This window comes from Myceligenerans halotolerans (assembly GCF_054782975.1).
In genome coordinates this window covers 247,236-268,586 of sequence record NZ_BAAGRL010000045.1, presented here as the reverse complement: position 1 = coordinate 268,586, position 21,351 = coordinate 247,236, and the positions used below count along the sequence as shown (strand labels likewise).

Here is a 21,351-nt window from a genome sequence, read left to right as displayed (position 1 = left end):
CCACCACCACACCCACCGGACTCCGATACGACTCCATCGCACCACCACCACCCACACCCGCACAACACGCCGCCTGAGCGGCGCATCTCAGCCTGCGCGACGCCGGAACCGCGTGTTCATGTGCCACTCGAACGCATCGACGCCCGGGCGGTCCGCCTTCCGCTCCGGCAGCCGCGTCAGCTTTTCGCCCGCGCGTGCGTAGAACCGGTCGCCGTTCCCCGTGTCCTCGCGCAGACGCGGGCTCACATGGAGCCGATAGGCGCGGTCGACCCGATATACCCCAGATCGAACAGCCGGTGCACGTCCGAGCGCACCAGGAGTCCGTTGTCGACACGGGGCTGCCCGTGAGCCGACATCGGCACGATGTGTGCCGCCTCCAGCGCGGGAGTGATCCGGTTCCCCGTCAACGCGCAGGTCCGCTGGTAAGCCGCGGTCACCGCCGCCCGAAAAGCTCCCTCACTCGTCCGGCTACCCTGCCGATCACCACACCGGCAGCAACGTGATGCCGGGCAGGGTCGGGTCCACGTCGGGCTCCCGGTCCCGAAGCACTGCAGGACCGTCGACCCTCCAGGAGAATCCGGGCTCCCCCGTGGCCGCGGACCACACTGCATCCAGGTCCCGGCACCGTGGCGCGAACATCTCGAAGACGAACGAGGGGATCGCCGGATCGTCCAGAGCCAGGCGCAGGAGTTCCGCTCTCCGCCCTGCCGAGCCGCTCAGGCTGGTATGACGAAACAGGCTGTCGAACTCGTCGTCCAGCGCCGCGTGGACGATCGAGGCGCCTTCCAGGAGATGCAACCCGCGCACGGGGTGATGCACGAGATCCAGATCGAGCCCCTCAAGCTCCTCGCGCTCCTCCCACAGGTCACCGGGCAGAGCGTCAGAATCCAGGAAATCCAAGCGGTTTCTGAGCAGGTTCACCCTCCACTCGACCGCGCCCAGTTCGTACTCCGTACCGTTCCCGACAAGTCTCCGGGAGAAGTCGTCCATCGCTTCGATGATCTGTTCCGGCTTGCCCGCGACCCGCCATCCGTCGAAGAGCCGGACGAACCTCGCATGATTCCGTGCCACGATCTCCCGCCCCTGGGTGCGGCGGGCCGGGTTGACGAAGGCACGCCATGGCTCACGGGATGCCCGCTCCTCGACCTCCGACCGCAGCGACATGGTCTCCTGGGGATCCAGTAGCGTCGAACTGCCGCCGAAGATCCACACGTCGTCGCCGATCTCCAGCAGTCGCGTCGACACGTACCGCCCGGCGCGGTAGAGGTCCAGCATTCGGTTCTCGCCGGATCGGTCCATGTGCCCGATGTGGACGGGCCGCGTCAGGTCATCGATGAGCTCACGCAGGAGCACATGGCCCGGCTCGTGCCCGACCACCTCGAAGACGCCGTTGACATGCCCGGTGCGCCATCGCTCGAGCATTGCCCGGTCCTCGCCGGCCAGGTCTGGCGAGAACCTGACGTAGCGGTCGAGCAGCGTGGGCTTGCCGAGGACGGCCCGGTCGTGGAGCATGCGGTCCATCGCCCGCCGGCGTTCGGCCTCCGGCCTCTCACCGCCCGCGAATCCGGGACCGTCCAGCCTCGTACCGCCCTGAGCGATCTCCCGCGCCAGCCGGGTCCGGAAGCCCGGCGTCGCCGCGTACTCGTGCAACGTGTCGATGAGCCGATTCGCCCGCTCCTGCGCCGTGTTGACATCCATGCTCCGATTCTTCCTGGCGTCGCCGACCTCGGCTTCGGGCTATCCACAACCCGTCAGGATCGGCGTCCGCCGTCGACGCCGCAGTTCAGCAGGAGTAGCTCGCGGCCGGCGCCGAAGATGTGGGCGGCGGCCCGGTCGACCGAGCACACCTGCAGGGCCGCGGATCTACCAGCGGACTATAAGATCCGCGGACGATTGGTTAGCAAATCTGCAGCGCTCCCAGTACCAAATCTGCGGATGGAGGTCTACCCTTGTCGTCGTGCCCGAGATCTATCCCCGCCGAGCCGCCGAACCACTCTCCGGTCTTGTCGATGACTTCCGCGTCGTCATCGTGGGCGGACCCCGCCAGGCCGGCAAGACGACCTTGCTCAAGCAGCTCCAGCAGACTGCTGGAGGCTCGTTCATCACACTGGACGACGACGACACCCTCAACCTTGCCGTCTCCGATCCGCGCGGTCTCGCCGACTTCGGCGACCGGCCGCGCATCATCGACGAGGTGCAACGTGGCGGCGACGCACTCGTCCGGGCGATCAAGCTGGCCGTGGACAGGGATGACGTTCCGGGGCAGTTCGTCCTGTCGGGATCGACACGCTTCCTGACGGTCCCGACCCTCTCGGAATCCCTCGCCGGCCGGGCAGTATTTCTCGACCTCTGGCCCCTGAGTGCCGCGGAGACCACGGGTTCATCTCTCGACGCGCCTACCGCACTGTTCGATGTAGATCGGATGGCCCGGCTCTCCATACCGCACGTCTGGACCCGACAGGAGTACTTCGATCTGTTCTGCGCCGGTGGCTACCCGGAAGCGCGTCGCATCGATTCCGACTCACGCCGTCGGACGTGGTTCAACGGCTACCTGTCCACCGTGGTGCTCCGGGATGTGACCGACTTCGCGACCGTGCAGCACGGGAGCGCGATCCCCCGGCTCGCGAGCCTCCTGGCGGCCAGGCTCGGCTCGGAGCTGAACGTGTCCGATCTGACGAGCGGGCTGGGACTCAACCGGACCACCGTGGCGAACTATCTCTCGTACCTGGAGATGGTGTACCTGACCACGACCGTGAGCCCGTGGTTCGCCAACCTGACGTCGCGCATCGTGAAGACGCCGAAGGTCTTCATCACGGACTCCGGCCTCGCCGCGGCCCTGCTCGGCGTGCGTCCGGAGTCGGGCGCTGTCCCGGGGCACCGGCAGGCGGGACCGCTCACCGAGACGTTCGTACTCAGCGAGCTTAGGCGCCAGCTCACCACCACCGACGACCCTGCCGAGGTGTACTTCTATCGCGACCGCGAGAAGCGCGAGATCGACTTCATTCTCGAACGCGGTGATGGGTCGGTCGTCGCCATCGAGGTCAAGGCATCCGCATCGGTGGGTCCTGACGCCGCACGTCACCTGGCCTGGCTGCGCGACAAGCTGGGCGACCGGTTCGTCGCGGGCTATGTCATGCATCTCGGCGACACGGTGCTGCCTCTCGGGGACCGAATACTCTCGCTCCCCGTGTCGGCGCTCTGGGGCGGGGTCCCGGTCTGACGCCGGATGCACTCACCCCACCAGATCCCCCGCCAGCAGATCCGCCACCGCCTCCTCGTCGACCGCCAGCCCGCGAGCGGCCATCGCGTCGGCCAGCTCCGGGTCCCATGGCGACTCCGCGAGGCTCCCGGTCAGTGCGCGTGACGGCGCCCCGGCCTGCACCGCCGCGAGGTAATCCGCCGCGGTGAACCGCCACGGCGTCCAGGGCAGACGCTCTGCCAGCGCCCGCGCGATCCGCAGCCCCGCCCAGTCGAAGTCCCCGTGGTACCGGCACTCCACTCCATCCGCGGTGAGGGCGCGCAGCAGTTCCACGACAGCCGTCGACGGCTGTCCCCAGGTGCACACCAGCACCGGACCGCTGCCCGCTCCCGAGGACGTGGCCGACGACGACGCCCACCGCGCCGCGACCACCTCCACCACTGTCGGGTTCTCGCAGACGTGCACCACGCCGCCCGGCCCGAGTTCGCCCACTCCGCCGGACCGCACCTGGTCCAGGGTCAGCACCGTCGGCATCCGCGCGGCGCGCATCGCGTCCAGCATCGCGGCGGTCGCCGCTGCGGCCGAGGTCGGGCCGCTCCCGGTCCCCGGGACACCGAGGCACAGCACCGTCGATGCCACGGCCGACATCACCACCCCGGCCGCCGCCCATGCCTCGCGGACAGAGAGCTCCCGATCCCGGTCCCTCTCAGCACCGCCGCCTGCGAACGCCGCTCCCACCACCGCCGCGGCCACACGCCCGAGCGGTCGCGACGCATCCAGACCGTGCGCGTCACCCACCACCCGCCGGGCCAGCACGGCCAGCGGCTCACCGGACACCGGCAGCTCTTCCAGAACGGCGGCCACCTGGGCAACCAGGCCGATCGCCACGCCCGGTGGTCCAGGCTCCTGCCGCCCGTCATCGCTCCCCGGCCGTCCGTCACCCGCCACCCGAGCCACCTCGGCCCGAGCCACCCGCTTGAGCCCTCCCGCTCCGCACCAGGATTCCCACCATTCCCCCAGCCCGGGGAACCGCTCGGCCGCCCCGGCGAGCCCGTCCCGCGCCCGCTGCCACGCGGCAGCCTCGGCATCCCGCACCGCTCGGCGGTCGACGACAGGACCGGTGAGCGTCACCACCGCGTCCGCGAGCCCCGCGGGCCAAGGGCCGCGACGCAGCACCGCCTCGACGTCCGCCAGATCGACGGTGAGACCCGATCCCGCACGCCGCGGCCGCCCCACGATCCGGGCTGCCGCCTCGCGCTGCTCATCGGTCGGGCGTGCCAGGCGGATCGTGCCGGACATCGCGGGGAACCCGTCGCCGCCGTCGTCCATCACATCGCCGGATTCGAGTCGCCGACGCACCCGCTCGACGATCCACCGCGCGCCCGCCACACCGAGCAGCGCGTCGATCGCGGCGACGCGGCCGCCGCCAGCAGCGGTCACGAGAACAGGGTGGACTCGCCACCATCACCCGCGGGTTCACCGATGACCTGCACCGACACCGGATCGACCGGCTCGCCACCCGCGCGAGCCACCTCGGCGACCTCCGCCTCCTGCGCACGCCGTCGCCCGTCCCAGCGCCAGCGCGTGACACCCACCGCGTCGATCCCGTCCACCCGGGACAGCTGCGCGATCGCCAGCCCCGGGACCTGCGGATAGCACCCCCACTCGCGCTCGCTCGTCATGACGACGTCCAGGTCGAACGTCGCCAGCAGTCCGAGGGACTTGGCCCGCGAGTCGTCGTCGACGCCGGCGAACGCCTCGTCGAGCAGGATGAGGCGCGGCGCGTGCGGCGACGCGGAGTTGTAGTGCGACGACGCCGCGGCGAACAGCGGCACCGACATCGCCAGCACCCGCTCACCACCCGACGCCGGGCCGGACGCGGAACGCCACTGCCCGTTCTGCCGCCGTTCGACGACGAACGTGTGCCACTGCCGGTAGTCGAGCGCCTGCTCGAGATGCTCCTGCCAGCTCGCGGTCGGGTCCGCCTCGCGCACCTCGGCGATCCGGGCCTGGAGGAAGTCACCGATCGCCTCACGGTCCTGGGGTGTCCACGTCGCGTCCGAGCGGGTCATCAGGTTGCGCGCCGCCGCGAGCCCGGCAGGCCCGTCCGCCCGTTCCCTCCACTGGACGCGCAGCTGCATCCCGGTGGACGTCCTGCGGTCCGCCAGCTCCCGGTTCATCCGGTCGATCGATCCCTGCGCGCTTCCCAGCAGCTCGTGCAGATGCCCGGCGACCTCGTTGACGAGGTGGTTCTCCAGGATCTCCCGCTCACGGGCGCTCAGCAGACGTTCGCGGTCCGCGACCTGCTCCTCCAGGACGACGGCGAGGCGGTCGACGTCGAGCTCGTCACCCAGGTACCGGACCCGGGCGACCAGCACGTCACCGTGCTGCTCCACGAACGCGGTGTGCCCGTGCCGGCTCATCTGCGAGGACAGCTCCGTCGAGGCGTTCGACACGTGCTGCTGGGCGCGCGACCAGGCCTCGTCGGACTCGTCGGTCCCGTCGAGTTCCTGCTCCGCGGTCCGGGCGACGGCGAGTGCTGCGGTCACCGTCCAGTCGTCGGCGACGGACGGATCCGGCGTGTCGAGGTCCGGCAGGCACACACGCATCAGCCCGGTCCCCGTGAACACCCGCAGGGCATCGATGACGCGCTCCCGGGCCTCCGCGGTCTCCCCACGACGCCGCTCCAGATCCTCGACACGCTCGGTCAGCATGCCGTGCCTGCCTGCGGCCTTCTGCTGGTCGGTCACGAGCCGCTTCAGCTCGGTGGCCACGTCCGCGAGTGCGTTCGACACCGCCGTCAGCCGCGCCTGGAGCTCCGCGACCGACGCCCCCACGGTCTCGGACAGGGCCTGCGCGGTGGCACGCAGGCTCGCCGCCTCGGCCCTCTGCTCGCGCGCCGCGGCCTCCCGTCGTTCCAGCGTCTCCGCCGCCTCGGCCGCGCGCCCCTCGGCGGCCTCCCGTGCCCGCGCGGCGTCGCGGACCGCGCGGGCGGCGCTGCGGACGCCCGCGAGCGCCTCGGCGTACGCGCCGAGTGCGGCGTTCGCGTCGTCGAGTGCCTCGGTCGTGGTTCCGGTGCCGAGGTCTTCCGCCGCCTCGGCGAGGTCGGTCGCGGCCTGCTCGGCGGTGTCGGCGGCGTCGCGCCAGGCGGTCTCGGCGTCGGCGACGGCGGCCTCGGCGCGTTCCAGTTCGCGTCGTGCGGCGGCGGCGCGTTCGTGGGCCGTCACCAGGTTCCGCTCGGAGCCGGCCGGGTAGGCCGATCGTTCGGCGTTGATCCGGGCCGTGAGTTCCTGCGCCTCGGCGGAGCGGGCGCGTGCCTCGTCGAGCGCCGACTCCAGCGCGGCGAGGTCCTCCCTCAGCCGCCCCAGGAGTGCCTGCCGGTGGGCTTCGCGCGCTCCCGCGCCGACGAACTCGGCGGCCGGCTTCGTCCAGGCGCCTCGTGCGGGGCCTGCGCCCCAGTGGCCGGTCCCGTCCACCCAGAGCGCGGCGGCGGTGTTCGGGCCGTGCCCGATCCGGCGCAGCACGCCGGTCACGACGCGGTGGTCCAGGTGCTGGCCGGGCCCTACGGCGGGGCGCAGCACCGCTGCCAGGGATCCTTCCGCCGGCAGCTCGGGGCCGGCCGGGCCCAGGACGACGTCCCGGTTCGCGGTGACCGATCCGTCGGCGTGGATCCAGGCGTCGAGCAGGCCCGCCGACTGGAGGGCGGCCTCGGTCCCGGCGCGCTCGGCGTCGGGCACGTCGTCGGCGAAGTCGGTGACGCGCCAGAGCGGTGCTCCGTCGGCCGTCTCACGTGCGGCCGCGTCCCGGCCCGGGGCCGCGGGCGGTTCCGGATCGTGGCCGGACTCGAGCGTGGCGATCCGGTCGCGGAGCACGTCGCACTCTGCGGCCAGGCGTCCGGCGTCGTGGTCGGCTGCCGCGCGGGCTCGCTCCGCCTGCCCGAGGGCTTCGGCCGCCGCGGCCTCCACCGCTTCGCGGGCGGGTGAGTCGCCTTCCAGGCCGCGGCCCCACTCGGCGGCACGCTCTGCCAGGTCGGCCGGTCCGACGGCGGGAACGACGGCGGTCAGCCCGCTCAGGTAGCCGTGCAGGGTCTCGCGGTATTCCGCCACCGACTCCTCGACCGCGGCGTCGGCGTCGCTGACGTCCTCGGTCCGCCGGGCGGCGGCTGCCTCGGCGGCGTCCAGGGCGGTCCGGCGCTGGGTGGCCACCGACCCGGCGTCACGAGCGGCCTCGGCGAGGCGCCGCACGTGGTGGATCTGGTCCCGGCGCCGGTCGAGGGCGATCCTCGCGGCTGTCTCGTCGGTCGCGATCGGCTGGTGCACATCTGTCAGACCGGCGGGCCGGGCGAGCCGGAGCGCTTCGGCGTCACGGCGTTCCGCCTCCATGGAGGCGTCCTCGTGCCGTTCCGCGGCCTCGGCCGCGGCAGCGGCGTCTCGGCCGCTGACCCGGCGGGCCTGCTCGGCCTCGTCCGCGTAGGCTCGCGCGCGACGCTCCGCGTCACCGGCCTCCCGCTCGGCGCGATCCAGACGGTCGGCCTCGCGCATCTCCGGGCTCTCGCGCAGCGCCTGGTTCTGTCCCTCCAGCTCGCCCTGGCGTTCCTCGGCCGCGGCATGACCGGCGGCGAGCCGGTCGACGTCGGCGGCAGCCTCGGTGAGCACCTCCTCCGCCTCACGCAGGTCCCGCCCGGCATGCTCGAAGCGGCTGTTGGCGATGCGGACCGCCGTCGTGCTCCGGCGGGTCGCGACGCGCGCGTAGGAGCGGTAGTGGCGGAGGAAAGCCTCGGCGGCGGCGAGTGTGGCGCGCGACTCCTCGATGCCGACGCGTTCGTCCTCGAGCGAGCGGAAGGCCTCGGCGACGTCGGCCACGACGGCCTGGTCCAGCGGTGCGAGGGCTTCCGTCAGTGCGCCGGAAAGGGCCTTCTCGTCCGGGCGCTTGGACAGCTGCGGCTGGCGGAGCTGGACGAGGAGGTCGACGAGCGCGCCGTAGCGCTCCTCCCCCAGGCGGAACAGCGCCTCGTCCACCGCGCGGCGGTACGCCTCCTGCGTGGTGTGTACATGGCCCGAACCTGCGGATTCCAGGGCGTCGCGCAGTTTCTCCTGGCTGACCACCGTGCGGGTGTCGTCCAGCAGGCGCAGGTCGCCGATCCTCTGGGAGCTGGTGAAGTACCAGGTCTTGACGATGCCGCGGCCGGCCGCGGCCTTCAGCCCGATCCCGAGCGTGCAGAACCGCTGCGTGCCGTCCTCGTCGAGGCGCCCGAACTCGATCCACGAGTACCCGGTGCGTTCGCTGTTCGGGTGCGCGCCGCCGAGCAGGAGGTTCCACTCCATGCGCTTCTTCGGGTCGGCGTCCGGCTCGACACGATTCGCCTTGATGGATCCGTCGAGCAGGAACGGGAGGGTGAGGGCGAGCACCTTGGACTTGCCGGTGCCGTTGTTGCCGCGCAGCAGCAGGCGGCCGTCATGGAACCAGAACTGCTCGTCGTCGTAGTAGAAGAGGTCCACGAGGCCGAGCCTCAGCGGCTGCCAGCGCTCCGTCGTCGGGTGCGGCAGGATGGCCTCGGTCATCGGGACTTCTTCCTCTCACGGATGGTGGGGGCGGTGACGGCGAACCGCCGCAACGCCGGCAGAGGGTGGACGACGACGTCCGGCCCTGTGGTGTCGATACAGACCAGGCCGAGTCCGGCGAGCCGTTCCAGGGCCTCTGCGACCAAGGCCTTCTCCGCGCCGGGATCCCGGGACGCCTTGCGCCAGTAGGAGCCGTGCTCCTGGGCGAGCCTTCGCATCTTCCGCCGCAGCGCGGGAACGTCGGCCGGTCCCTCGGTCACCAGGTGCTCCGCGAGGAGGAGCGTCGCGTGCCCCTCGGTGCCCTGCTCGGGCATCCGCAGGTCGGTGAGCTGGTCGTCCGGGTCCACCATCGCGATGCCTTCCGCGCGCATCTCCGGCACGAGTCCGGTCGCGGCGGCGATCCGGCCGGTGAGACCGACACGCTGCCGTCGCAGGTAGTCGCGTTCGTCGCCGGGCAGCTCGTCGTAGTAGACGACCGGGTCGCACAGCAGGCGCCGGGTCAGCGCGTGCCGGAGCCGCAGGTTGACCTCGTCCTCCGTGTACGCCGGCGGCGGAGCGTGCAGGGCTGCCTCGACGTCACCGATCGCGGGAGCGGCGCCCAGCGCGGACGCGGCGAGTCCCGGCGCGTGCTCCGCGGACAGCATCGTCCCGAGGACCCGCCGGTCGACGTCGTACAGCGCGTCCCCCTCCGACGACGACACGTACGCCTCCTCGTCCCCCGCGACCCGCACCAGCACCCCGTACCCGAGCAGGAGCCGGATCGCGGCCACGAGATCCGAGCGCTGCTCGCGCCCCGTCATCGTGAACTCGATCGCCGCCAGGCCGGGCTGCTGCGCCAGGAGGACGATCTGGTCGGCGAGGCGCCCCAGGGAGATCTGCGGGTCCGACCGCTCCAGCACGGCCAGGGCCAGGCACAGCAGCACGTACCGCCGGCGGGTGAACCCCGGGTCCCCCCGCCGGGCCCGGGCCGGATGACGCTCGGCCACCGCGACCGCCGTCGGACCGTGCGGCACGTACGAGGTGCGCAGCCGCACCGTCTGCGACTCGACGTCGAGCCGCCAGCCCGTCTCCTTGTCGAACCAGGCGCGCAACGCCTCGGCGTGCCGCCGGGCCAGGCGGAACACCTCGCCGTCGGCCTGCGCCCGCAGGACGGGGCGCCGCAGGAGCGCCCGCAGCGCACGGGTCCGGCCCTCGGCGTCGCGATCCGCCAGCGCATCGGCGATGTCCGGAGCGAGGTCGACGCGGCTCACGCGTTCGCCTCCGCGAGCTGGTCGTGTACGACGGCGCCATCGGAAGCGTCGTCGACAGGAAGCGGCTCCTGCGTGGCCGAGACGATGTCGATGACATGGTCCGGACCTGACAGCTCGCCGTCGCGGGTGCGCAGTGTCGCGATGCCCGCGTCCGGCACGCGCGTCAGCGTCACCGTCAGTTCGCCGTCGGACGTGTGCACCTCGGCGTGGTCCGCCCGCGGCCCCATCGCGGCGAGGCCGTCGCCGAGCAGACCGAGGAACAGGCGGAACGCCTCCGGATCGAGTTCCGAGAACGCGGAGAGCCTGCGCGGGCCCCGCGTGAGGATGCGGCGCCGGGCGGCGGCCGTCTGCTCCGCCTCCTGGCGGGCGCGCTCCAGGAGCATCGCCTTTTTCTCGGAGCGATCGGCGACCCGGTTCGCCTTGCCGCGTCGTTCGAACGAGCCCGTGCGGCGCAGCTGCGGGCTGATCTCGACGGGCGGCGCCTCGGACCACGGCGTCGAGTTGTCCAGTTCTGCCATCTCCCAGGCGTCCTGCGTGGCGCCCGTGATCGTGAGGTGACGCACCGGAGTGAGCCCGAAGGCCGAGCGCCACAGACGATGGCGGGAGCGGTCGTCGGGCAGGCCGGCGAACCAGCGGGCGAGCGTGAGGAAGTCCTGGGTGCGGTCGGTGCGGCCGCTCGCCTTGTCGTGCAGGGCGCTCACCACCGCGAGGAGCTGCGGGATCGCGGACCGGGCCCGGGCACGCAGCAGTTTGGCCTCGCTGTCCCGGCCGGGCGAGCTGACGAACCAGTCGGTCAGGCCGGTCCACTGGCGCAGCCAGGTCTCGCGGGCGGCCGCCGTGGCCGTGGCCCTCTCGTCGGGGGCGGCGTCCTGCGCCTCCCGCTCGGCGGCCGTCACGGCGAGGAAGTCGACGGCGGCCGGAGGGATCGCGGCAAGCAGCTCCGCGATCGACGCGCCACGGACGAGCAGGTCGTTGATGAACCGCTCCAGGTACTCGATGAGCTGCTGCTTGTACGCGAGGAACGCCTCGACATCGGCGTCGTACAGGTCGATCGTGCGCTGGATCGAGCCCATGAACGCGACCGCGTTCTCCGCCAGCTCGGCGAAGCGCTCGCGCAGGCTCCGCAGCGCCTGATGTGCCTGCGCGACGTCGACGGGCTCGCCGGCCGCGTGCGCGCGGACCGTGTCGCGCAGGTGGGTGAGGAGCACGACGATGTCCTCCAGCGCCACCGACTGGAGCGAACCGCGGGTGCCGAGCGCGGCGTCGTACTGGGCGAGCGCGCGCTCCGCCGCCTCGCCCTGGCGGGACATCTGGTAAAGCATGCGACGGCGGTAGAAGTCCTCCAGCGCCGTGACGCGGCTGGAGTCGGGGAACGCGAGAAGGTTTCCCCAGGACTCGCCGCTGAGCTTCTCCAGCGCCTCGGCGACGGCTTCCTCAGTGACCGGGGCGCCACCGTCGGCCCGCACGGTGGCGAGCACCTGCTCCGGGCGGACGTGCACCGTGAAGCGCTCCTTCTCCGCCAGAAGCGCGCGCATGACCCGCCGGTACAGCGGGGCGTTCGGCGTGCTCAGGTACGTGAACGGGCCATAGGCGGAAGGGGGCTGGCCGGTCGCGTCCGCAGGCTTCTGATCAGCGGGGTCGTTCACAGCGGTCAAGCCTCTCACGAGAGACTGACACGACGACATTCGCCTGCGTGGCCGATCGCACGGTCCGACGGGACACCTCAGCGCGGCCCCCGTAGCCGCCACGCCGCGATCGCCAGCCCTACCTGCAGCGCGATCGCCCACATCGCCACCACTCCGTGATCCCCCGGCGTCACCAGCGTCTGCGACAGGTGCTCCCCGAGCGTCAGCAGCGGCTCCAGGGGGTACTCCCGCAGGTAGCCGCCCATGTACAGCTGCTGCAGCATCGCGTCGACGGCGAGCACCGCCGACTGCGCGAACCACACGAGCACGAGCGCGGGAATCCACATCAGCCAGGTCCATCGCCTCCCGCGCGCGATGCTGATGCCGAGCACCAGTCCGATGAGCACGGCGACGAGCCAGTGGGTGTCCAGGCCCAGCGCAGAGATCCGCGGGACGACAGGGGCGAGCGCGTCCTGGCCGAAGGTGATGGGCACCGCCAGTGCGCACGCGCGCAGCCACCCGGGACCGTGTGTGGCGAGCAGTCCCAGGGCCAGTCCTCCGGCGGTGGAAGCCACGACGACGACGGCGGCGGCGATTCCACCGGGCGCACCGCTCCCCCACAGCAGCGTCACGGCGGCGGCCCCCAGGCCGCCGGCGAGGACCGCCGCGACCGCGAGCCGACGCACCGTCCGGGCCCGGCCCCGGACCAGCCCGGACACGCACCCGGCGGCCGCGCCGCCCGCCACCGCTCCGGTGACCACCACACCGGTTCCCGGCGGATCCGCCGCGACGAGGTCGGCCAGCCTTTCGGGAACCACGGCGAACGCCAGCCACGCCACCACGGCCGCCAGGAGCACGCCCGTCAGCAGCAACCACTCCCGGCGCGCCAGGCCGGGCCCGCCCGCGCGAAGCTCACTCACGCGGGCGATCCTGGCAAATTATCTCCATTCAGGTCAACTATGCGGACTTTTGCACCGAAACTGTCCGGTCCGGTCCATCCGCGGCCGACACCTCCACCGAGTCCGCCAGCGTCTCCGCGGCCACGAGCGGCTCGTGCGCCCGCACCGCGGCGACCCACTCGCCCGGCACCGCGAGCGCGAGCGCGATCCGGTCGGTCACGTGCAGGCCCGCGGCCTTGCGCGCCTCCTGCACGTCGCGGATCACGTCACGGGCGTACCCCTCGGCCCGCAGGTCGTCGTCGAGCGCCAGGTCGAGCACCACGAACCCGCCCCCGGCCAGGACCGCTGCCGCGACGTCGGCTCCCGCGTCCGCGCCCACGACCGTGGCCAGCTCGTACTCGGACCCCAGCAGTTCGACGTCGCCGTCGTCGGTCCGCACGACGACGCGTTCGGTGCCGTCGCCGCCCACCGACTTCGTCCACGCGCCCGCCTTCGACGCCTTGATGACGGCCTGCACGCCCTTCCCGAGGCGCGGGCCCGCGGCCCGCGCGTTGACGGCGAGGCGTTCGGTGATCCCGTACGACGCCGCCACCTCGGGCGAGAAAGCCACCAGCTCGACCGACTTCAGGTTCAGCTCGGAGGCGAGCAGCTCCGCGAACGGGGCGACCCCGTCCGGGTCCGGAACGGCCACCACCAGCGACCGCAGCGGCTGGCGCACCCGCAGCTTGTTCGCCTTGCGCAGCGCCAGGGTCTGCGACACGACGGCCCGCGCCGACTCGACGGCGGCCACCAGCGCGTCGTCGGCCACGAGGATCGCGTCCTCCGCGGAGGGCCACTCCGCCAGGTGCACCGACCGGCCGCCCGTGAGCCCGCGCCACACCTCCTCGGTGGTCAGCGGCGCGAGCGGCGCCATGACCCGGCACAGCACCTCCAGCGCTGTGTAGAGGGTGTCGAACGCGTCGGCGTCCTCCTCCCAGAACCGGTCCCGCTGCGTGCGGACGTACCAGTTGGTCAGCGCGTCCAGGTACTGGCGCACCGACTCGCACGCGCCCGCGATGTCGTACCCGTCGAGCTGCTCCGTGACCGTCTCCACCAGGGACCGGGTCCGCGCCAGCAGGTAACGGTCCATCGTGCCCAGCCCTGCCACGCGCTCGGGGTCGAGGTTCCGCGCGACCCGGCCTCCTCCCTTCACGCTGTTGGCGTACAGGGTGAAGAAGTAGTACGTGCTCCACAGCGGCAGCAGCACCTGGCGCACCGCGTCGCGGATACCGTCCTCCGTCACGACCAGGTTGCCGCCGCGCAGGATCGGCGAGGACATGAGGAACCAGCGCATCGCGTCGGACCCGTCGCGGTCGAAGACCTCGTTGACGTCCGGGTAGTTGCGCAGCGACTTGGACATCTTGCGGCCGTCGGAGCCGAGGACGATGCCGTGCGACATGGCCGTCTGGAACGCCGGGCGGTCGAACAGCGCCGTCGCGAGGACGTGCAGCGTGTAGAACCACCCGCGGGTCTGCCCGATGTACTCCACGATGAAGTCGCCCGGGTAGTGGTGCTCGAACCAGTCCCGGTTGTCGAACGGGTAGTGCACCTGGGCGTACGGCATGGAGCCGGAGTCGAACCAGACGTCCAGCACGTCCTCGACGCGCCGCATGGTCGACCGCCCCGTCAGGTCGTCCGGGTTCGGCCGGGTGAGCTCGTCGACGAACGGGCGGTGCAGGTCTGGCTCCTCCGGGTTGGCCGGATCGCGCGGCAGCCGCCCGAAGTCACGCTCCAGCTCCTCGAACGACCCGTACACGTCGATGCGCGGATAGGCCGGGTCGTCGCTCTTCCACACCGGCACGGGCGAGCCCCAGAACCGGTTGCGCGTGATCGACCAGTCACGCGCATTGGACAGCCACTTGCCGAACTGCCCCTCCTGGATGTGCTCGGGGACCCAGGTGATGTCCTTGTTCAGCTCGACCATCCGGTCCTTGAACTTCGTCACCTCGACGAACCACGACGACACGCCCATGTACATCAGCGGCTGCTTGCAGCGCCAGCAGTGCGGGTAGGAGTGGTCGTAGGACTCGCGGCGCAGCAGGACCGTGCCGGCCGTGACCGAGCCTTCTTGCACCTTGAGGTGGTCGATGATCGGCGGGTTCGCGTCGAAGACCTGCAACCCGGCGTACTCGTCCACCGGATGCGTGAACCGGCCGTCGGCCCCGACGGGCATGACGGACTCCACGCCCTCCCGGTCGCAGACGATCTTGTCGTCCTCGCCGAACGCGCCGGCACTGTGCACCAGGCCCGTGCCGTCGGTGGTCGTGACGAAGTCCGCCTCGACGACACGGTGCGCGCGCTCGCGGCCCGCGTAGTAGGAGAACGGCGGCGTGTAGGCGACCCCGAGCAGGTCGCGGCCGGTGAGGCGGGCGACGACGCGCGGCTCCTCCGCTCCCTCGTCGATCAGCTCCCGGGCGTACGCGGCCACCCGCGCCTCGGCGATCACGTACCGGTGCGTCGCACCCGGCTCCGCGCCCGCGGCGGACTCGACGACGGCGTAATCGATGTCCTGCCCCACCATGACCAGCAGGTTCGACGGCAGGGTCCACGGCGTCGTCGTCCAGATCAGCAGCTTGTCGCCGGGCCGCAGGCCCGCCGACGCCGCCGCGTCCGGAACGGTGGTCACGTCGAAGCCCACGGTCACCGCCGGGTCCTGGCGGTTCTGGTAGACGTCGTCGTCCATGCGCAGCTCGTGGTTGCTCAGCGGCGTCTGGTCGTTCCAGCAGTACGGCAGGACGCGGAAGTCCTCGTAGATCAGGCCCTTGTCGTACAGCGACTTGAACGCCCAGATCACCGACTCCATGAAGGTCGGGTCCAGGGTCTTGTAGTCGCCTGCGAAGTCGACCCAGCGGGCCTGGCGCGTGACGTAGGCGCGCCACTCGTCGGTGTACTTCATGACCGAGCTGCGACAGGCCGCGTTGAACGTGTCGATGCCGAGCTCGACGATCTCGTCCTTCGTCTTGATGCCGAGCTGGTTCATCGCCTCGAGCTCGGCCGGCAGGCCGTGCGTGTCCCAGCCGAACCGGCGCTCGACGCGCTCGCCGCGCATCGTCCGGTACCGCGGCACGACGTCCTTCGCGTACCCGGTCAGCAGGTGGCCGTAGTGGGGCAGTCCGTTCGCGAAGGGCGGGCCGTCGTAGAAGACGAACTCGTTCTCCCCGTTCTCGCCCGCGTCACGCTGGTCGATGGAGGCCTGGAAGGTCCCGTCGACCTCCCAGTGGTCGAGGACCTCGCGCTCGAGCGCGGGCAGGTCCGGGGAGGCAGCGACGTGGTCGTCGTCGCGGTGCAAGGGATAGCGGGCTGAGTCAGCCATGGTCTCGTGGCTCCTGCGGTGGTGGTCGGTCCGGCAGCGCTGCTGCGAGGACGACAACAGACTGCGTGCCGCGGTACCACCCCGCTTGCCGCCCGCTTCCGCGAGCGGCCGCTCGTTGACGGCTGTGACGGGCCTGCCCGTCCGGTTCTACTGAGGCACCCTGGTGCGGGTTCCCGTTCTTCCGGAGGCTCACCGGTGATGGCCGGGTCGATGCCTGTGGGGCAATCCTATCGCCAGGTCGCAACCGGAATACCGCTGCCCGCGACCACGCCGTCGTCGACGGGCGAGCCGCGCTATCCCACGCTGAACGTCACGGTGTGGTGACCCGTCGCGCCGTCCGGGGCCGGCGGGGCCTCTTCGGGCGTCTGGGTCTCGCCGGCGACGTCCGTCGCGCGGACCGCCACCGTGTGGTCGCCCGGGGAGAGGTCCAGCACCGCGCGCCACTGCCGCCAGGTGTCCGGCCCGACGGTCTCGGCGAGCTCGGCGGGCACCCAGTCGCCGTCGTCGGCCCTGACCTCGACGGCCTCGATGCCGACGTGCTGCGCCCACGCGACCCCGGCCACGACGACCTCGCCCCCGCCGACCGACGCGCCGTCCCGCGGGACGTCGATGCGGGACTGCGTCTTGACCGGCCCCAGCGCGGACCAGCCGCGCGGCGTCCAGTAGCCCTGGTCCTGCTCGAACGTGGTGACCTTGAGCTCGGACACCCACTTCGTCGCCGACACGTATCCGTACAGGCCAGGCACGACGAGCCGGGCCGGGAAGCCGTGCCGGGTCGGCAGCGGCTCCCCGTTCATGCCGATGGCCAGGAGCGACGTCCGCTCCGGGTCAGTGAGCACCTCGAGCGGCGTGCCGGCGGTGAAGCCGTCCACGGACCGCGAGAGCACCATGTCGGCGCCCGCCTGCGGCCGGGCACGCGCCAGCAGCTCCCGGATCGGGTAGCCGAGCCAGAGCGCGTTGTCGATGAGGTCGCCGCCCACGGAGTTGGACACGCACGCGAGCGTCACGTAGTGCTCCGTCATCGGCAGCGCGACCAGCTCGTCCCAGCCGATCTCGAACGGCTCGTCCACCATCCCCGTCACGCGCAGCGACCAGCCCGCGGGGTCCACCTCCGGGACGCGGAGGGCCGTGTCGATCCGGTAGAAGTCCTCGTTCGGCGTGACGTACGGGGCCAGGCCGTCCAGGGACGACGACGGTTCCGCGGCGGCCAGGTCGGCGCCGGCCGGAACGGGGTCGGCGGTGTGGGCCGCGCCCGGGAGCCGGAACGTCGAGCGCACCGCCTCCACGGCGCGCCCGCCGGCGCTGATCGCCTGCGACGCCACGAGCGCCACGACCGCGCCGGCCGCGGCGATCCCGGTGATCTGGAGGAAGCGACGGCGGTCGGGGGCCGACGACGGCGGAGCGGCGGGCGGGTTCTCGTCGTCCGGCGCGGCCCCGGCGTGGGTGGCCCCGGCAGAGTGGTCGGCATCTCCTTGAGTGATCGGCACATCGTTCTGCCGATCACTCACGGACGGACCGACCACGCGGGCAGTGCCCAGCGAGCCGATGGCCGCGCGGAGCACCGGGACCGCGACGCCGATGCCGATCAGGCTCGGCGCCGCCCACAGCGGGGTCGCGCCCGGACGGGAGACCGCGAGCACAGCGCCCGCCACCCCCACCAGAGCCAGCAGGGCGACACCGGTCCAGGCCCGGCGGCGCTCCAGCCACCCGGCGAGGGCCGCGCCCACGGCGAGCACGACGCCCATCGAGCCGAGCAGCACCGCCTTGTCAGCGGTCCCGAACCACTCGACGGCGAAGTCCTTGAGCCACGGCGGGACGGTGTCGACCACCGCCGCGCCGCCGGCGAAGATCGTGCTCGCGCCGGGCGCGATGACGGCGGCCAGCAGCTCGGACATCGCCAGGCCGACACCTCCGGCGACGACCCCGGCCACTGCGGCGAGCACACCGCGCTTGTCACGTGCGTTCATGTGTGCCAGCCTGCCACCGCCGCCCGGCGAATCCCACGCGACGGCGGACATCGTCAGAACTCCGTAAGGGCACGTTGCCGGGTGGTCCGTCGGATGTCGGACGATCGGTCGCCCGGGGAACCGATCATCCGACATCCAGCCGACCGCGCGTCCCACCGACGCCGGCTCACACGCCTGTGTCGCGGACGATCTTGCTGTTGTGGGCCTGGGCGCGGGGGCGGATCGTCACCTGGTCGATGTTGACGTGGTCCGGGCGGGAGACCGTCCACGCGACGGTGTCGGCGACGTCCTCGGCGGTCAGCGGCGTGAAGCCCGCGTAGACCTGCGCGGCCTTCTCGGCGTCGCCGTCGAACCGCACCAGGGAGAATTCCTCGGTGGCGACCGCGCCGGGCGCGATCTCGATGACGCGCACCGGCTCGCCGGCGATCTCCCAGCGCAGTGTCTGGGACAGCATGTGCTCGCCGTGCTTGGCGGCCGTGTACCCGGCGCCGCCCTCGTACGCGCCGAGCGCAGCCGTGGAGGTCAGGTTCACGACGTCGGCGACGCCGCGTGCCGCTCCGGCCTCGCGCAGCAGCGGCAGCATGGCCTTGGTGACGCGCAGCGTGCCGAGCACGTTCACCTCGTACATCCAGCGCCAGCCGTCGACGTCGCCGTTCTCGACCTTGTCCAGGCCGAGCGCGCCGCCGGCGTTGTTGATCACGGCGTCCAGCCCGCCGGTCGCCGCCAGATGATCGGCGAGCGCGGCCACGGCGTCGTCGTCGGTCACGTCGACGGCGTACGGCTCAGCGCCGGTCTCGGCGGCGAGCGCCTCGAGCCGCTCCTTGCGGCGGGCGGCGGCGACCACCTTCCAGCCGTCGGCCGTCAGGCGGCGCACGGTCGCCGCGCCAATGCCCGACGACGCTCCGGTGACGAGTGCTCTTCTCCCAGTGTTGCTCATGAGGCACGAGGGTACGCGGAGGTTCTGGCCGCAGCGGCCGCACATCGTGGCAATATTTCCGACATACCACGCTACAGAATGCCGAGCGCAGGGATGACGACAGGGAGCCCCAGTGAGCGATCTGCACTTGCTCGCACCGGACGGGCGGGACGATCCGGGGCCGCGACGCGGCCGGTCGGTGGTCCTCGCCTTGGCACTGGTGCTGGTGGTCGGCGCCGTGGTCTGGCTGTTCGTGACCCTGCTGGAGGGCTCGCGGGCGGAGGCCCGGAGCGAGGCGGCTCTCGGACACAGCGCGCACGCCGCGGGTGACTGCGACGCGGCGGACCGGCACCTGAAGTCCGCGCTGAACTCGGGCAGCGTCTCCTTCCTCGACTCCCCGGTCGACCGGTCCGCGCTGCGTGCCGAGATCACCGCGTGCGAGGGCCTCGAGCTCGCGCGGCACCTGGCGGGGCGGGAGAAGTACGGCAGGGCGATCGAGGGATTCGACGACTACCTCGCCTCGGGTGTCGCACGCTACGCCGGCGCCCTCGGCGAGCAGTCCGAGGCGCGGATCGCGCTCGGGCGCGAGCTGGAGGCCCGGGACGACGAGCTGCGTGCGGTGCGGCAGTACGCCGCCGTCATGGCCGACGCGCCCGGCACCGCGTCCGCCGAGGCGGCGAGCAAGCGCATCTGGGCGCTCTACGAGAGCGACGTCGAGCGGGGCAGGAACACGAAGCCCTGTCAGGCGCTGAAGCCCGCACGCAGGTGGGCGAAGCAGAAGGGCGAGGCGCTCGCACCCGTGCGGGCCGCCGCGCACGACAGCCTGTCCTGGTCCCTGCTGCGCTGCGGCGAGGCGCGGATCGCCCGCGGGCAGGCCGCGGCACGGGACGCCCGCTACGAGCCGAAGACGTTCGACGGGGCCCGGACCGTCCTGACCCGGGCGGCCGAGGACTATCCGGACACGAAGCCGGGCCGGCTCGCGGAGCGGCAGCTTGACACGCTGCCCGCCGCCGCCGCGGGAGCGCGGGCCCGCGCCGCCGAGGTCGCGAAGGAACGGCAGCGGGTCGCCGCGATCCGGCAGCAGGTCCAGGCCGCCCTGCGCGGCGGTGACGACCTCGCGCCGCCCCGGAAGGTGGGCGACGGCGGGAGCGAGACGCGCCTGACCGTCCGCAACGCCACGGGCCGCGAGCTCTATGTCGCGTGGACGGGCACGGAGACGGACTCGATCACGATCCCGGCCGGCGGGAAGACGTGCTCCGCGGCGAAGACCGTGACGATCACGCTGAAGCCGGGCACCTACGCGATCGCCGTCCGTGAGAGGGGCGACTGGTCCGCCGGCAGGTGGTCCCTCCCGAGCAAGAACTTCCGGACCTGCGTGAAGTGACACCTGTCCCGGCGTATGCTGTGGGCCGGATCGCGGGGCCCTCCAGGTCTGCCCCGTCGTCGCGGCCCGAGCTGTGGGCCGCTGGTCCGCCGGCGCGAGATGGCGCGTCACCCAGACCCGGCGCCGTACGGCGCGGGTGTCCTCCGTGACCCTGCACAGGAGCCATCGTGCGCACCCCCCTTCCTGCCCTGATCCGCCCCCTCGTCGGTCCCGCCGCCGTCACGCTGGCGCTGCTCGGCCTCGCCGGCTGCTCGGCCACCGCCGCGGGGGACGACGACGGCCCGGCGCCGGACATGTTCCCGGTCCTCCTCGACAACTGCGGCTTCGGCACCGAGATCCTCGCGCCGCCGGAGCGCGTGGTGACGATCAAGTCGTCCACCACGGAGATGCTGCTCGCGCTCGGCCTCGGGGACCGGATCGTCGGCACCGCGTTCCTCGACGGACCCGTGCCCGATGGCGTTCCCGACCCCATGACCGACGAGGCGCCCGGCTCGGAGGCGGTGCTGGAGCTGGAGCCCGAGCTGATCTACGCGGGCTGGGAGTCGAACATCACCGCGGAGACCGCCGGCGACCGGGACACCCTCGCCAACCTCGGCGTCGCCACCTATGTCTCCCCCGCCGCCTGCAAGGACCCCGACCACATGCCGGACCCGCTCTCGTTCGAGGACGTGTTCGGCGAGATCGAGGAGGTCGGCGCCATCTTCGCGGCCGACGACGCCGCTGCGGACCTCGTCGCCGAGCAGCGGTCCGCGCTGGACGCCATCGAGGCCGACGACCGCGGGCTGACGGCCCTCTGGTACTCGTCGGGCGACGACGTCCCGTACGTCGGCGCGGGGATCGGCGCGCCGCAGATGATCATGGACGCGGCCGGGCTGGAGAACGTCGCCGCCGACGTGCACGACACCTGGACGTCGTACGCCTGGGAGGAGGCCGTCGACGCCGACCCCGACGTGATCGTCCTGGTCGACGCCGCCTGGAACACCGCCGAGGCCAAGAAGGAACGGCTGGCGGAGAACCCCGCGACCGCCGAGATGACGGCAGTGCGCCACGAGAACTACGTCGTCGTGCCGTTCCCCGCGACCGAGGCCGGCGTGCGGAACGTGGACGCGGTGGCCGACGTCGTCGAGCAGCTCGGCGAACTCGACCTGTGAGCGTGACGGGTACGACGGCGGTCGTCGGGCGCCCGCGTCCCGGCGGG

14 protein-coding genes are annotated in these 21,351 nt (G+C 72.3%); 3 read left to right on the top strand and 11 right to left on the bottom strand.

The features are described 5' to 3' along the window. Positions 1–87 precede the first annotated feature (87 nt). Genes ACYVK5_RS22975 through ACYVK5_RS22965 form a run of 3 tightly spaced genes read right to left on the bottom strand, consistent with a single transcriptional unit; the run spans position 88 to position 1,698 of the window. Positions 88–246, bottom strand: coding sequence for a hypothetical protein (locus ACYVK5_RS22975; protein WP_460708300.1), 159 nt, complete (start codon positions 244–246; stop codon positions 88–90). Beyond that, on the bottom strand, positions 243–437 hold the full coding sequence (locus ACYVK5_RS22970; protein WP_460708299.1) for an HNH endonuclease: 195 nt from the start codon (positions 435–437) through the stop codon (positions 243–245). Before ACYVK5_RS22970 ends, ACYVK5_RS22975 begins: the two co-directional genes overlap by 4 nt. A gap of 43 nt (positions 438–480) precedes the next feature. Further along, positions 481–1,698, bottom strand: coding sequence for a hypothetical protein (locus tag ACYVK5_RS22965; protein WP_460708298.1), 1,218 nt, complete (start codon positions 1,696–1,698; stop codon positions 481–483). A gap of 259 nt (positions 1,699–1,957) precedes the next feature. Here ACYVK5_RS22965 and ACYVK5_RS22960 point away from each other — a divergent pair, with 259 nt between their 5' ends. Then, positions 1,958–3,220 (top strand): ATP-binding protein, encoded by a 1,263-nt coding sequence (locus ACYVK5_RS22960; protein ID WP_460708297.1) that lies wholly within the window; start codon positions 1,958–1,960, stop codon positions 3,218–3,220. Positions 3,221–3,232: 12 nt separating this feature from the next. On the opposite strand, the gene ACYVK5_RS22955 is transcribed toward ACYVK5_RS22960, so the two are convergent. The 8 genes from ACYVK5_RS22955 to ACYVK5_RS22920 all read right to left on the bottom strand — a co-directional run bounded on the left by ACYVK5_RS22955 (position 3,233) and on the right by ACYVK5_RS22920 (position 18,790). Next, positions 3,233–4,639, bottom strand: a complete 1,407-nt coding sequence (locus tag ACYVK5_RS22955) for a TIGR02679 family protein (RefSeq protein WP_460708296.1) — start codon at positions 4,637–4,639, stop codon at positions 3,233–3,235. Next, positions 4,636–8,760 carry a TIGR02680 family protein gene (locus tag ACYVK5_RS22950; protein ID WP_460708295.1) on the bottom strand — a complete coding sequence of 1,375 codons (4,125 nt, stop codon included), beginning with the start codon at positions 8,758–8,760 and terminating at the stop codon, positions 4,636–4,638. The genes ACYVK5_RS22955 and ACYVK5_RS22950 overlap by 4 nt, the downstream gene beginning before the upstream one ends. Further along, positions 8,757–10,010: a TIGR02678 family protein gene (locus ACYVK5_RS22945; protein ID WP_460708294.1), complete on the bottom strand. Its 1,254-nt coding sequence runs from the start codon at positions 10,008–10,010 to the stop codon at positions 8,757–8,759. Before ACYVK5_RS22945 ends, ACYVK5_RS22950 begins: the two co-directional genes overlap by 4 nt. After that, positions 10,007–11,656 (bottom strand): TIGR02677 family protein, encoded by a 1,650-nt coding sequence (locus ACYVK5_RS22940; RefSeq protein ID WP_460708293.1) that lies wholly within the window; start codon positions 11,654–11,656, stop codon positions 10,007–10,009. The genes ACYVK5_RS22945 and ACYVK5_RS22940 overlap by 4 nt, the downstream gene beginning before the upstream one ends. Positions 11,657–11,733: 77 nt before the next feature. Further along, positions 11,734–12,555 carry a hypothetical protein gene (locus ACYVK5_RS22935; RefSeq protein ID WP_460708292.1) on the bottom strand — a complete coding sequence of 274 codons (822 nt, stop codon included), beginning with the start codon at positions 12,553–12,555 and terminating at the stop codon, positions 11,734–11,736. A gap of 37 nt (positions 12,556–12,592) precedes the next feature. After that, a complete protein-coding gene (ileS, locus tag ACYVK5_RS22930) occupies positions 12,593–15,886 on the bottom strand; it encodes an isoleucine--tRNA ligase (RefSeq protein ID WP_460708291.1) in 3,294 nt (1,097 codons plus the stop codon). Positions 15,887–16,179: 293 nt separating this feature from the next. Then, complete coding sequence (locus ACYVK5_RS22925) at positions 16,180–17,853, bottom strand: molybdopterin-dependent oxidoreductase (RefSeq protein ID WP_460708290.1); 1,674 nt, start codon at positions 17,851–17,853, stop codon at positions 16,180–16,182. A gap of 166 nt (positions 17,854–18,019) precedes the next feature. Further along, the gene (locus tag ACYVK5_RS22920) at positions 18,020–18,790 is read right to left on the bottom strand and encodes an SDR family oxidoreductase (protein WP_460708289.1); all 771 of its coding nucleotides are present in this window, start codon (positions 18,788–18,790) and stop codon (positions 18,020–18,022) included. 112 nt (positions 18,791–18,902) lie between these two features. Between ACYVK5_RS22920 and ACYVK5_RS22915 the strand changes: the two genes are divergently transcribed. Together ACYVK5_RS22915 and ACYVK5_RS22910 are read left to right on the top strand one after the other, a co-directional pair. Further along, the gene (locus tag ACYVK5_RS22915) at positions 18,903–20,153 is read left to right on the top strand and encodes a hypothetical protein (protein WP_460708288.1); all 1,251 of its coding nucleotides are present in this window, start codon (positions 18,903–18,905) and stop codon (positions 20,151–20,153) included. A 167-nt stretch (positions 20,154–20,320) separates the two neighbouring features. Continuing rightward, the gene (locus tag ACYVK5_RS22910) at positions 20,321–21,304 is read left to right on the top strand and encodes a putative F420-0 ABC transporter substrate-binding protein (protein WP_460708287.1); all 984 of its coding nucleotides are present in this window, start codon (positions 20,321–20,323) and stop codon (positions 21,302–21,304) included. Positions 21,305–21,351 lie beyond the last annotated feature (47 nt).

What these genes read in the sequence shown, in the direction of transcription:
- ACYVK5_RS22965 (WP_460708298.1), bottom strand. Translation starts at nt 1,698, where the DNA reads ATGGATGTCAACACGGCGCAGGAGCGGGCGAATCGGCTCATCGACACG.
- ACYVK5_RS22950 (WP_460708295.1), bottom strand. Translation starts at nt 8,760, where the DNA reads ATGACCGAGGCCATCCTGCCGCACCCGACGACGGAGCGCTGGCAGCCG.
- ileS (WP_460708291.1), bottom strand. Translation starts at nt 15,886, where the DNA reads ATGGCTGACTCAGCCCGCTATCCCTTGCACCGCGACGACGACCACGTC.
- ACYVK5_RS22925 (WP_460708290.1), bottom strand. Translation starts at nt 17,853, where the DNA reads ATGAACGCACGTGACAAGCGCGGTGTGCTCGCCGCAGTGGCCGGGGTC.
- ACYVK5_RS22920 (WP_460708289.1), bottom strand. Translation starts at nt 18,790, where the DNA reads ATGAGCAACACTGGGAGAAGAGCACTCGTCACCGGAGCGTCGTCGGGC.